Genomic DNA, 13,323 nt, shown 5'->3' with positions numbered 1-13,323 from the left:
TTCTCCATTCTGATGATCGACTACATTGCAAAGATAAGTACTTGGTATAACATAGAACCTTAGATTACATAAATGGTTGTTTTGTTATGTGAACGGAAACCAAGTGACCTGCTTACTTTTCATAGATACAAATAGAAGCAAGAATGTTGCACGAGTAAAGAAAAAAAGTTTAAGTGGTAAAAATGGTGGTATGAAATGGGCGGGGAAAGCTGTAAAATCTGAGCTGCAATAAAAAAGCAGGAAGCTTTCCTACCGGAAAATCTCCTGCTTTTTGCAATACCAACCACATATCTCAAATGATCAATTCTTAATCAACTCTCTGTTTGAACTGGAAGAGGTATTTAGTTTTAAAAGGTCTTCGCTTGTACTGTTTATGAGTGTTATTACATCGATCTCTAAAATAACAGCAATTTGGATTAGTCTTTCCAGCGTAATTCTGGTGTAAGCGAGTTCGATTTTGCTATATGCATTTTGAGAAATTCCAAGTTTCAAAGCCATAAATTCCTGGGTGTAATCTCTGTATTCTCTTACTTTCCTAATATTTGCTGCCACCGTTTTTATTTTCGTTTCCACCGCAACATCCATAAAGTATCAAAGGTTAATTAAACATCATCAAGTATTCTATTCATATACGGTTTTTAGATGCTGTTCAGATTTATTTTTTAATAATATTTAGAAATTATTATGTGATTTGTGTCAGGGAAAAAATGGGGCTTTGAAAATTTTTTAGTCTGGATAAGATTTCAGAGTTACGTATCGTGCTTTTAAGGTGTATACTCTGTATATGTGAATATTTTTCGAATTGTTGATGGAGGCGTAATCACATTATAAGGTCCTCCGTTTTTTAACACAATTGAAGTGCCGGTATATTCTGGAACTACAATGTGGGTAGTTCTTGATAGCCGCCCATTTGCCAGAAATGTTAAGATTGGGTCATATTAACTATTTCCATAATTTTTTAGTAAATAGTCTTTTCTTAGAATAATAAAAATGAAAAGAAATGATTAATCGTTTATATGACACTTCGTTAAGTTTACTAACTGACCTATACCAGCTGACCATGGCCTATGGTTATTGGAAATCCGGGAAAGCGGAACAGGAAGCAGTTTTTAATTTATATTTCAGAAAACATCCTTTTCACGGAGGTTTTACTATTGCCTGCGGATTGAGCAGTGTGATCGATTATTTGAATGAATACCGGATTGACGAAGAAGATCTTGATTATATTGGATCTCTGTTGGGAAGTGATGGGAAGCCACTTTTTGAAAAGGGGTTTCTGGATTATCTACGCGACATGGAATTCAAATGCAGTGTTGATGCCATTCCCGAAGGGACAGTTGTCTTTCCAAATGAGCCATTGTTGCGCATTCAGGGACCTGTTCTGCAATGTCAGTTATTGGAGACGCCTCTACTAAACCTAATCAATTTTCAATCACTGATTGCCACAAAAGCGGCCAGAATGCGGCTGGTGGCAAATGAAGATGCTCTTCTGGAATTTGGATTAAGGCGTGCACAAGGTCCGGATGGAGGAATGACAGCAAGTCGTGCTGCCTATATTGGTGGGTTTGATGCGACCTCTAATGTTCTTGCCGGTAAACTTTACGGAATTCCGGTGAAAGGTACGCATGCGCATAGTTGGGTGATGTCTTTTGAAAGTGAGCTTGAATCTTTTGAGACTTATGCCCTATGTATGCCAAATAACGTCACCTTATTGGTCGATACTTACGATTCGATTGAGGGCGTAAAAAATGCAATTACAGTTGGAAAACAGCTTCGGGAAAGGGGGTATGAGCTTGGAGGAATACGACTGGATTCTGGTGATTTGGCGTATTTGAGTATCGAAGCAAGAAAACTTCTTGACGATGCCGGCTTTGAAAAAACCAATATCGTTGCCAGTAACGATCTGGATGAGTATATTATGGATAGTTTAAAAATCCAGGGAGCGAAAATCAACGTCTGGGGAATTGGTACAAAACTGGTAACTGCATTTGATCAGCCTGCACTTGGAGGAGTTTTTAAACTGGCAGCGATCAAAAATGATTTGGGTGCGTGGGACTATAAATTGAAACTTTCCGAACAGGCCATTAAAGTTTCAACTCCGGGAATTCAGCAGGTTCGGCGTTTTAGAGACGCCAAAGGATTTATCTCGGATATGATTTTTAATATTGAAACGCCGCTTATGGGAAAATCTACGATGGTTGATCCTTATGATTTCACCAAAACGAGATCTTTTTCCGAAACAATCCAATTCGAAGATCTGCTGGTTCCAATTTTTGCCAAAGGTATTTTAATATATCACCTACCATCGATTCACGAGACGAAAAAGCGCGTGGAACAACAACTGGAACATTTTCATAGTGGGATTAAACGCTTTGTAAATCCACATACCTATCCCGTTGGTCTGGAAAAAGAATTATTTGATATGAAAACGGAATTGATCGTGAAGTTAAGAGCAGCGAAGTGATATTAAATTCAGAAAAATGAGTGATGAAATCCCACAACCCAATACTGAAATTTTAAAAGAATTGATCGTATACCGTATGCCTTTCGGGAAATATAAAAACTGGCTGATTACGGATCTGCCAGTTTCGTACCTCGAATGGTTTGAAAGGGAAGGGTTTCCGGCAGGAAAACTTGGTATGCTACTCAGCACGATGTATGAGATCCGGCTGAATGATCTGATGTTTTTGATTGATGGTTTGAAGAAAATGTATCGGCATTAGAGGTAGGGATTGACTGAAGAGAGGGTATATTCCAAGGCCTCATAGTCATGGATTCGGAATTTTGCTCGTAAAAGTTTATTTTCGAGATCGGCAGGTATACCCAGGGCTTCAGCGTTGGGATCCAAAACTCGTTTTTCAAAAGGTTTTCTTTTATGTTAGGAAGCTCGCTTAACCCAAGGCTTTAGCCTTGGGGGGAGGCTCCACAGATTCTCCGGCTTTAGCCGAAGTCCTCGTCAGAGTATCCCAAGCTATTCACGAAAATCCGAAATTCATCCGCAAAAGTCTGTTTTTGATGATGCAATTGTTGATTGTCAATATATTTTCTGACGATACCAACTTTATCATTACTTACCGAAGCTGCGAAGTATTTGTCTGCCCAATACAGCCTATCCTTGGTTAACCGTATTTTATTAGCCCAATTGGAGCTTTCCCCTTTTAGAAACTGCATTTGTTTTGAAATGCCAAGGTCAGAATTTAGCAACATCAAAACATGAATATGGTCATCGTGTCCATTGATCCTGTCAATGAAAATGCCCTTTTCTTTGGCGTTAGAGGTGATATGAGCACAAATGCTTTTCAAAACAGCAGGTTTTAAAATAGCCTCTCTGTTTTTTGTTCCCCAAACAGCATGAATCCAGATTTTGATGTAAGACATATCTGAGCAGTTTTGATGATGACTTCAATACCACTTAGACGGGATTGATCTCTCGAAGTTTCTCTTTCAAAAAGAAATATCTAATAGTCGAAATGGCTAAAGCCGTAGAGATGCGGCAACGCCTTCACCCCAAGGTTGAAACCTTGGGTTAGGGACAGTTTGCTATTGAGAAAAGAGAACTTTCTTCGGGTGAAAGCTGATTGATTCTCCAAGACAGATGCTCTGGGTTAGGTAAACCTAACAATATAAAAGAACATGCTTTGAACGCAACGCCTTCACTACCAGATAGATGTATCAATTAAGTGACCCTTGTCGATTTCGGCACAAATGTTCTTTTTATTAAAGAGTGCTGAATTGCGGCACCAAGCCTCAACTATTATTTCTAACGGTACTTTTTCAGCCAGGAAATACCTTAAAATTAAAAGAGACCAGACAAAAGGATCAATCCTTCTTTCCGGTCTCTTTACTCCAAGAGTTTGGGCTGGTCCAACACTAACCCAAGGCTTCAGCCTTGCGTGCAAGAGTCAGCTTACAAACTCTAACCGGGCTTTAGCCCGGCGATCCATTATTTCTTCTCAGGCATTAAAACCACCTTGATGAAGTTTTCATCATTAAAATACTTACCCGCAGCCGCCTTTGTACTGGCAACTGTGATGGATTTCAAGAGCTTATCCTCCTGAAGAATTTCTTCCAGATCATCATCCTGAAAAGTATTTTCGTCAATATAGTTAACCCAGAAGTTATTTGTTTTCAGAGCCACTTCCGTTTTACGTTTGGTTTCGGCCACAAACTTTTCGATATCTTTTTGATCTGCGCCGTTTTCTTTGATTTTCTTCATTTCGGCAATACTCCGTGAAACCAGTTTGTCAACATTTTCCGGCGCGCAGCCAAAACTTATTACGAAACTGTAGTGTCCCGATGGATATTTATCGACGTCCTCGGAAACTCTCACGCCATAAACTCCACTTTCTTCTTCCCGAAGCGCTTCGATCAACTTGATCTGTAACACTTCTTGCAAAGCTTCAATCTGGATATTGTTTTCAGGACTGTAATCATATTCGCCGCTCGTTACCAAAGTGACCTTGCTTTTAGGTTCAAGACCCTTGTAAATGGTTTTTTCAATACGTCCTTTTGGAGGGAAAATATTGGGGTGTTTGTAGGTATCATCCCGGTCCGTAGACGGTAATCCGCCAATATATTTTTCAAGTAGCGGTTTGATTGCATCAACTTTAAATGCTCCTACAAAGGTGAAAACAAAATCCGATGCATCAGCAAAACGATTTTTATAAATTTCCACCGCCCGATCCAGGCTGACTTTATCAATACTTTCAGGTGTCAATGGTCTGCGATCAGGATTGTTGCTGGTTAAAACCGCGTTTAACGAATCAGAATACACTTTATCAGGGGTCAATGTTTTACGCATATTTTCCAGATAGGATTTCTGATTACTCAACATTCCGCTTACGACTTCCTTATCCTTGCGAGGCTCGGTGAAATAAGCATACATAAGCTGCAAAGTTGTTTCCAGATCTTTAGGGCTGGTACTGCCTTCGACACCTTCCTTCAACTCTGTCACATAAGGGCCGCCGCTTACTGTCTTTCCAGCTAAAAACTTCTGAAGTTGCGTCTGGTTATATGGCCCAACGCCACCCGACTGAATCATATAACTCGTAAAAACGCCTGATTCTCTTTCGCCGGGAAACAATGAAAATCCACCTTTACCTGTTGCCTGAATTAATATTTCGTCGTTTTTAAAGTCAGTGGGTTTGAGTAAAACTTTTACACCATTGGATAATGTCAATTCCGTGATACCCAATTTTTCATTTGTTTTTTCAGCGGTGATTTTTCCAGCTTTCGGTTCCGTAGCAAGAAGAGGAGAGTCAAGCACGTCATCTACATAAGCAGTCACATTTTTACCTGTTTCTGCAAGCATTGTCCGGATTCTGGCTTCTGTTGGTAATGCATCTTTGGCTTTTTCGGGACCCATGATTACCACTGCCCTATTTTTATCTGTAATGTATTTTTTTGCCAGTCCGTTTACTTCTTCCAACTTTACACCGTCAATATGTTTTTGTAAAAAGGCATAGTATGCCTCAATGCCCATGTAAGGTTTTTGGTGTAAAAAGTGATCCACATACTCACCAACATGGTTTGCCGACTTGGTTTTGTCTTTTTCTTTAAATGCCTGCTCAATCGAATTCATAAAATCCTTCTTCGCGCGATCAAGTTCAGGAGCTGTGAAACCAAACTTTTGAACCCGCGCGTTTTCTTCAAGTAAAGCCGTTAGTGCAGTTTCAATTGAAGACGGATCTTTCGCAAGGGCAATTGAAGTATAGGCATCCAGATTTCCCAGGAAATCACCATAATTACTTGATCCAAAAAGAAATGGAGGGTTCGCCTTTTGTGTAAGCTCTTGCATACGCTGACCCATCATCGCATTGTATAAAGCCTGTGCTATATTATTACGAACGTCCTGTAACGATTTCTCTTTTGAATTTGGCTGTTTGTAAATCAGCTGAATTACGTTTTGCGGATATTCCGGATCGGTCACAATTGCAACATTCGTATTGCCATCCAGAGGAATGTTATATTCCACTCGTTTTTTAGGATTTGGGGTAACCGGAATTCCTCCAAATTTTTGGGCGATCATAGCCTCCACTTTTGCAACATCAAAATCTCCGACAGCAACAACTGCCATCAGATCCGGACGATACCAATCTTTATAAAATGATTTAATTGTCTCCGGTTTGAATGATTTTAGGACACTGTCTTTTCCAATCGGCAAACGTTCCGCATAACGGGAGTTGTTCAGGATCATTTTCAGATATTTGTCGCGCATACGTTGCTGAGCGCCACGACCCATCCTTGATTCTTCCAAAACAACACCTCTTTCCTTCTCAATTTCAGCCGGATCCAAAAGTGCTCCGTGTGCCCAGTCATCCAGAACCTGAATCCCTTTTTCCAGTAATCCTGCCGAATCCGTCGGGATCGGAAGCATGTATACGGTCTCGTCGAAACCTGTGTAAGCGTTCAAATCTGCGCCGAAGCGTACACCCGTTTTTTGTAGAAAATTAACAAGTTCATTTTTAGGGAAATTTGTCGTGCCGTTAAAATTCATGTGCTCCATGAAATGTGCCAATCCTTGCTGGGCATCTGTTTCTAACACAGAACCGGCTTTCACAATCAGTCTAAGCTCAGCACGATTTTTCGGCTCAGCATTTTTTTTGATATAATACGTAATGCCATTTTTAAGTTTTCCGGTCTTCACGGAGGGATCTAACGGAACTTTCTGTGTGCTTAAACCTTGTGCAGAAGCTGATATAGAAGTCATGGACAGCATACCAAATGTGCACAAAATCACGAGGGATTTTTTCATTTTACTTGTATCAAGTTGATAAAATGTATGAGGAACGAAAGATATCGTTATTACCTGCGATTGCAAAGTGCCGCTGGTAAAATATTTTATTCGCAAAAGTGCTCTGGAAAAGAGCAAGGATTGAGAATGAATAACGATGTAGCGAACAATGGCACCGCTCTCTACATTGTAAATTATTGTTGCTGGTTATACTTCTCAACCATTTTTTTCATAAAAGCTAAACTTCCCTTCGCCAGATCTTCTGAATTGTATTTCGAAGGTCTCCACAATGAAGTCGGGCCGATTAGTTCTTTAATTTCCGAAGAGAAATTTTCCAGAACCAGCGCGCCTGAATAGTTGATTTCGGTCAAACCTTTAAAAAGTTCATCCCAATGCACATTGCCCTCACCTAACATTCCCCGATCGCTTTCTGTCATGTGCACATGAAAAAGTTTCTGTCCTGCCTGAACAACCGGATCGTAAAAATTTGCTTCCTCAATATTCATGTGAAAGGTATCCAGGTGCAGACCTATATTTTCGGAGCTGGTTTTTTTAATCAGTGTCAGTGTTTCGCTGGCCGCTGTGCAAATATAACTTTCATACCGGTTAACTGGCTCAATTCCGATTTTTATCCCAAGCGTTTTTGCATAAGCAGCTACTTCAGTCCAAACCTGGCACATGATCACTTCCTCTTCCTTCGTTCTTGGCAGACCTGTAAAAACGCCAATTCCGGAATGCAAAACACCACCTAAAAATTTTACGTCAAGTTCAGCAGTTTTGTCCAGCGCGGCCTTTATAAGCGTCGTTGCTTCAAGGGGATGGAAAGGGATATGGCAGTTTTTAGGTAAATTAATGGAGCAAAGTGCTTCAATGTTATGGTCCTTCAAATGTTTTTTTACAGTCGGAGCATCGAAGTCCATGGAAACGGGAAGTAGAATCTCAAGTATATCAAATCCTGTTTCTGCGGTTTTTTTTATAGCGTAGAGCCCGGAATCCGGTGTCCAGACAGGTGGGATCCAGGATAAAATTGAAGCTCCGAATTTTGGATTTAACATAATATGTCAAGATTTGTTTTTTTGTTTTTGGAAATTACCGTACCCGGTAATTGTCATGGGCAATTTACTTTTTTAAAAGTTAGTCCTTTCTTGAAATTAAGTTTTGACCGATTTACAAATCTCATTTTTCCATCGGCCTCCTCCACGTCACCAAATCCCTCAATCAGGTCATTTCCTTTTTTAATCATGATAATTTCACGCACTGAATTTTGACCTTCGGAAGCAAAACTATAATCCGCAATTAGCGTGTCACCGATCATTTTACCTTTTATCATTCCTTTATTTCGGTCTTTCTCAAAAAGTTGATATTCAAGATTGCCGGTTACAATACTATTTGCGGTGTTGATATGAAGAAAAGCTGTATCTTTTTTTCCGGCGTAAGAATAACAATCGAAATTTTCAAAATCACTGACCAGTTTGTCGGGCGTAATAGTCTTTTTGTATGTGATTTCTTTGCCATTTGTTGCTTTCAAAACCATCAAACTGTCATTTACAGATACAATTTTTAAGGTGTCCGTGAATTTATCTGTATTCTCAGCGTTACGGTTTTTCCCGAAGAGAATCAGCCGGTCACCAAATTTCTCCCACTTTTCATAAACTTTGTCAGTCAGATTAATAGACGTCGCTGTTCCTTCATCTTTCAGTGTAAAACCGTTTTGATGTTGTGGATGACCTTCAATTGGTGTCGTCCAGCTACCAGAAATTGAGCCGGATTCTTTGTTGCATGAAATGAACAGGACGTTTAGGACAAGTAAACCTGAAAATATCTTTTTCATGAAAATTTGTTGATGCGTTGGTTTCGGAAAACTGTTTTGAGTTAACCTTTAACGTACCAAGTTATAATTCCATTTCGAAGAAGTGTTATTTATATTAAATTTTATTTTAAAAAATTTATATCTGTTGTTTAATCCAGATATGGCACGTTTTGAAATATAAATCGTTTTGCCCTCTGTGGAATTTTTGAATTCAGTTTTCCGGGACGACACGTTTGTCCCCCGTACTGTTTTTAATTGATCTTGAAATTAGGATAAGTCCGAACAGTATAAACGGAATACTTAATATCTGTCCCATATTGATCGGAAGTGTACTCTCAAATGTTTCCTGATCAATTTTTAAAAACTCATCGAAAAAACGGAAACAAAAAAGTGATACCAGGAAAATTCCAAGTAACAATCCATCGGGAATATTTCCTGACTTTCGTTTCCATATTGAAAACAGCAGGGTGAAAAGTAACAGACAAAATATTGATTCGTAAAGTTGTGCCGGATGTCTCGGAATCTTGTCTACGGAGGAAAATATAAATGCCCACGGAACTTCGGTCGGGATACCGATCATTTCCGAATTCATCAGGTTGCCAAATCGTATAAATGCGCCAGCAAGTGTAGCAATGATCGCCATTCGATCGAGAATGTGCAGGTAGTTTTCGTTGTATTTTTTAGCATAAAGATAGATCGAAAGAAAAATCCCTATTCCGCCTCCGTGGCTTGCCAAACCGGCCAATCCGGTAAATTCAAAATGAGGTGACAAACGAATGGGAAGGATTTCGATCGGATGATGGAAATAATATATCGGGTCGTAAAAAATGATATGCCCAAGCCTGGCCCCAACCAATGTTCCGATGATGACGTAGGTAGCCAGCTTGTCGAGTTGGATTAGAGTTTTGCCTTCTTTCTTGTATATGTAAAACATAACCTGATATCCGAGAAATACTCCGGCGGCCCAGCACAGCCCATACCATTTTGGGATTTCCAGACCAGGAAAAACATTAGATCTAACATTCCAAAATATAAACAATAACATTTATATAGAGCAATTTTGGCAAAACGCGATGATGAACGAAAAGATTGCAGCGTTACGCATGATGCGGTCAGCCATGAAAGACTTAGACTTCTGGCTATGGACTTCTATAATATCAAGTATCTCCTTTTCAAAGATTTGGTCTGTGTCGTTCTGCGCTTTATATTTTTCCCAGGCAGACTGAAAGTTATCTGATTTCATTATAAAAGACTTTGAAGGTTTCTTTAAGTTTAGATTTAATCCGACTCATTCGTGTGCTGATATTCGTCGGAGTAAGCTTTAATGTTTCAGCGATTTCTTTATTGTTATACCCTTCGAAATGAAGAATCATAATTCCTCTGTCAGTGACTTCGAGTTGATTGACCAGAAATAATAATTGTTGAATGTCATCACGCTCTTCACTGTGAAGCGTTGCATTATCGTTTAAGTGAAAGTCGGAGAGGGGTTCATTGGCGGCGTTTTTTCTTTCCCTTTTAACCTTTGCTATAATGGTATTCAGAGCAACTCTGTAAATCCATGTACTTAATTTAGAGTCACCTCTGAACGTTGGGAATGATTTCCAGAGCTCTAAAATGATATCCTGACGGGCATCTTTTACGTCTTCATCATCAACATAGTAGAATCTGCAAATGCTATTGATAATTCCCTGATGCTGCTGGATGACTTGCACAAAGTCGGATTTATTCATAGATCCCATCGCTGCTGATTTATTTACAAAAACATTAGTTGAAATTTTAAGCATGAATGTCACAAACATTATGAAAAAATTTTCTTTTATCTTAAAGCCAGTTCCATTCTCACAATTTGAGTTACTTCGACGCTAAGAAAACCAAACTCGTCAATCACCTTTCCATATATTTTATAAACACCTTTGTTTGAGAAATTGTATTTCGCTGCAACGTCCGGAAAATGTACGGTGTCAATAAATTGCCCTTCCTGATCCAGGAAAGTGCCGAATTGCATCCGTTCACCTTTTGAGGTTCTTGTATTTTTTACTGAAACGAGGTATCCATATTGAATGATATCCTGATTGATATATTGATGCAGATCCTTTGACATGACACTTCTTGCCATCGGATTCTTCACAAGGTCAAACGGACTGCAAAGTGGAAAGCCTAATAGTTCAATCTGATCATAAGCATCGTCGGTAGGAGAAGTCTCAAATAGGGGCAGATCAAAATCCTTTATTTCGATCTGAAACAATTGTTTTTGCGGCACTTTATTGGTCGCCTTATTCATACGAAAGTGTGCTTTCCACAAAAGTGTTTTCTTGTCAATTTTTGTAAAACGAAAAGCATTGATACGGATCAGGATCGTTAGCTGTTCGATGGAAATAGCAACGCGGTCAAGAAAATTATTTAACGAAGTGAAAGGTCCTTCTGCCTGCCGCGCGTCCAGAACTTTAACAATTGTTTTTTCTTCAATTTCATTTAAAGACTGCATACCCAGATAAATATCTTTTCCCTCGATCACCGCCTGCGCATAACTGTGATTCACACAGGGTGCCAGTACCGTTGCACCCATCATTCTCGCCTCATGTACATACAATTCCGGTGCGTAAAACCCTCCGCCATTATTCAAAACCGCAACCATAAATTCCAACGGATAGTACGCTTTCAGAAATAATGTCTGATAACTTTCCACTGCGTACGAAGCCGAATGTCCTTTTGCAAAAGCATATCCGGCGAAACTTGCAATCTGCGCCCAGATTTCCTCGGTGATTTTCGGATTATATTTTTTGTCTTTACAATTTTTAAAAAATTTCGATTTGACCTGTTCAAACTCATCCCGGCCGCGAAATTTTCCGCTCATACCTCTGCGTATGACATCGGCCTCGCCAAGCGTCAAACCTGCAAAATAGTGCGCAACTTTAATCACATCTTCCTGATAAACCATGATTCCGTAAGTTTCCGGCATCAGGTCGAGCAAAACCGGATGGGCATCTTTGGTCCGATCGTTGTCTTTATGCCGTAAAATATATTCGCGCATCATCCCACTTTTGGCAACGCCTGGCCGGATAATCGAACTTGCGGCTACAAGTCCCAGATAATTATCTACTTCGAGCTTTTTTAAAAGCATTCTCATCGCAGGCGACTCCACATAAAAGCAGCCGATGCATTGCGCCTGTTTGATCAGGTCATTGATTTTAGGGTCCTGTTTGAATTTCTTAACATCGTCAATATCAATTTCCGGGGCCTCAGGACGGTTATATTTAATGATTTCCAGCGTTTCCTTGATCTTCGCCAGCCCGCGCTGGCTGAGAATGTCATATTTATTCAGGCCAACATCTTCCGCGATGACCATATCAAATTGCGTCGTCGGGAAACCTTTTGGAGGCAGATCCGTTGCTGAAAAATAATTTATAGGTCGCTGAGAAATCAGGATTCCTCCGGCATGGATACTCAGGTGATTTGGCTGATTATTCTCCTGGAAATATCGGGCGTACTTAATGACAAGCGCAGAAAGCTGATCCAGCTTTTTCGGGTCATACTTTCCATCGCTAAGCGCGTCAATTTCGTAAGTTGGTAAGCCAAAAACTTTGCCTAACTCCCGCACCGCGGCACTATGCTGAAAAGTACTGTAAGTGCCCAGCAGTGCAGCTTGTCCTTTGGAGCCAAATTTCTTAAAAATATAATCGGTAATATCCTCCCGGTCTTTCCAGGAAAAGTCAAGGTCAAAATCAGGAGGATTTTTTCTATGAATGTTGATGAAGCGTTCAAAATAAAGATCAAGTTCGATCGGATCGACGTTGGTTATGCTCAACAAATAGGCGACAATGCTGTTTGCCCCACTTCCCCGGCCGACGTAATAATATCCTTTCTGTTTTGCATAACGCACGATATCATGGTTGACAAGAAAGAAAGGGATGAAATTCTGTTTCTGGATTAAGTCCAGCTCCATAGAAATCCGGTCAAAAATGGGATCAGTAACATCGGTCCCATAGCGATAGCCAAGTGCGTTGTATGTCAGGGAACGTAATTTATTGTAATCATCCGCTTCGCTTTCGCCGTAAACTTTCAGATTTTGATGCTGTCTGTCATCACCGAAAGTAAAATGGATATGACATTGGTCCATTAATTTTTCAGTGTTGTAAACGATCGAGTCAAAATTCTTATAGTGGTATTTAAGTGTGGCCGCGGGCAGAAATTGTTCCGTTTCGTCAGCTGTTCCAAAAGTTGAGATTTTACTCAAAAGTGTATTTTCATCAATCGATCTCAGCAGCCGGTGCGCACTGAAATCCTTTTTGTGCCGAAAACTTACCGGATGCAGGATGACAAATTTATCTTCCAGGTTTGCCAGATGGGAAAACCTGACGCGATTTAAATCTTTGATATTTATACCAATATATTCGTCAGCCGAAAATTCTGATTTATTCGTTTTAACCAATTGCTCAAAAGGATAAATAAAAGCCACATTTTCAAGTGGTGGAGCCTGATCCGGGAAGTCCAGCTTTTCATGCGAATGTTTGGACAAATACGCATTCAGGTTTTGGAACCCGGCGTTATTTTTTGCCAGACCGATAAATTGCTGCTGTATTCCATTTCTGAAATCAATTCCAACGATTGGTTTGACATCAAACTTCGCAGCAGTCCGGATAAAGTTCAGACAGCCGGAAGTGTTATTAATATCCGTCAGGGCAATCGAATTATAATTATTTAGCACACACAGTTTGAGCAATTCCTCTTCCGGAATCATTCCGTAGCGAAGGCTGAAATAGGAGTGACAGTTGAGTAACAT

The 13,323-nt window shown here is 39.9% G+C and carries 11 protein-coding genes; 2 read left to right on the top strand and 9 right to left on the bottom strand.

The features are described 5' to 3' along the window. Nucleotides 1–300: 300 nt before the first annotated feature. Nucleotides 301–585 carry a helix-turn-helix domain-containing protein gene (locus AC1XUO_RS01380; protein ID WP_483327967.1) on the bottom strand — a complete coding sequence of 95 codons (285 nt, stop codon included), beginning with the start codon at nt 583–585 and terminating at the stop codon, nt 301–303. A 415-nt stretch (nt 586–1,000) separates the two neighbouring features. On the opposite strand from AC1XUO_RS01380, the gene AC1XUO_RS01375 reads away from it, so the two are divergent. Both AC1XUO_RS01375 and AC1XUO_RS01370 read left to right on the top strand, forming a co-directional pair. After that, complete coding sequence (locus tag AC1XUO_RS01375) at nt 1,001–2,464, top strand: nicotinate phosphoribosyltransferase (RefSeq protein ID WP_483327966.1); 1,464 nt, start codon at nt 1,001–1,003, stop codon at nt 2,462–2,464. A 16-nt stretch (nt 2,465–2,480) separates the two neighbouring features. Further along, on the top strand, nt 2,481–2,723 hold the full coding sequence (locus tag AC1XUO_RS01370; protein WP_483327965.1) for a DUF3820 family protein: 243 nt from the start codon (nt 2,481–2,483) through the stop codon (nt 2,721–2,723). A 217-nt stretch (nt 2,724–2,940) separates the two neighbouring features. Here the strand turns inward: AC1XUO_RS01370 and tnpA are convergent, their stop codons facing one another. The 8 genes from tnpA to AC1XUO_RS01330 form a co-directional block, all read right to left on the bottom strand. Next, nucleotides 2,941–3,378: an IS200/IS605 family transposase gene (gene tnpA, locus AC1XUO_RS01365; RefSeq protein WP_483327964.1), complete on the bottom strand. Its 438-nt coding sequence runs from the start codon at nt 3,376–3,378 to the stop codon at nt 2,941–2,943. A 565-nt stretch (nt 3,379–3,943) separates the two neighbouring features. Then, nucleotides 3,944–6,754 (bottom strand): M16 family metallopeptidase, encoded by a 2,811-nt coding sequence (locus tag AC1XUO_RS01360; protein ID WP_483327963.1) that lies wholly within the window; start codon nt 6,752–6,754, stop codon nt 3,944–3,946. Nucleotides 6,755–6,927: 173 nt separating this feature from the next. Continuing rightward, a complete protein-coding gene (locus tag AC1XUO_RS01355) occupies nt 6,928–7,788 on the bottom strand; it encodes a sugar phosphate isomerase/epimerase family protein (RefSeq protein ID WP_483327962.1) in 861 nt (286 codons plus the stop codon). Nucleotides 7,789–7,841: 53 nt separating this feature from the next. Next, entirely contained in the window at nt 7,842–8,564 is a 723-nt protein-coding gene (locus tag AC1XUO_RS01350) for a lipocalin family protein (RefSeq protein ID WP_483327961.1), read from the bottom strand. A gap of 190 nt (nt 8,565–8,754) precedes the next feature. Next, on the bottom strand, nt 8,755–9,588 hold the full coding sequence (gene lgt / locus AC1XUO_RS01345) for a prolipoprotein diacylglyceryl transferase (RefSeq protein WP_483327960.1): 834 nt from the start codon (nt 9,586–9,588) through the stop codon (nt 8,755–8,757). Continuing rightward, a complete protein-coding gene (locus AC1XUO_RS01340; protein WP_483327959.1) occupies nt 9,589–9,786 on the bottom strand; it encodes a hypothetical protein in 198 nt (65 codons plus the stop codon). Further along, nucleotides 9,773–10,342: an RNA polymerase sigma factor gene (locus tag AC1XUO_RS01335; protein WP_483327958.1), complete on the bottom strand. Its 570-nt coding sequence runs from the start codon at nt 10,340–10,342 to the stop codon at nt 9,773–9,775. The genes AC1XUO_RS01340 and AC1XUO_RS01335 overlap by 14 nt, the downstream gene beginning before the upstream one ends. 17 nt (nt 10,343–10,359) lie before the next feature. Further along, nucleotides 10,360–13,323: a DNA polymerase III subunit alpha gene (locus AC1XUO_RS01330; protein ID WP_483327957.1), complete on the bottom strand. Its 2,964-nt coding sequence runs from the start codon at nt 13,321–13,323 to the stop codon at nt 10,360–10,362.

It is taken from the genome of Dyadobacter sp. HNCC25DJ186, assembly GCF_056895235.1.
Note: the sequence above shows the minus strand (reverse complement) of the source record. Positions and strands in the feature narration are given on the sequence as shown.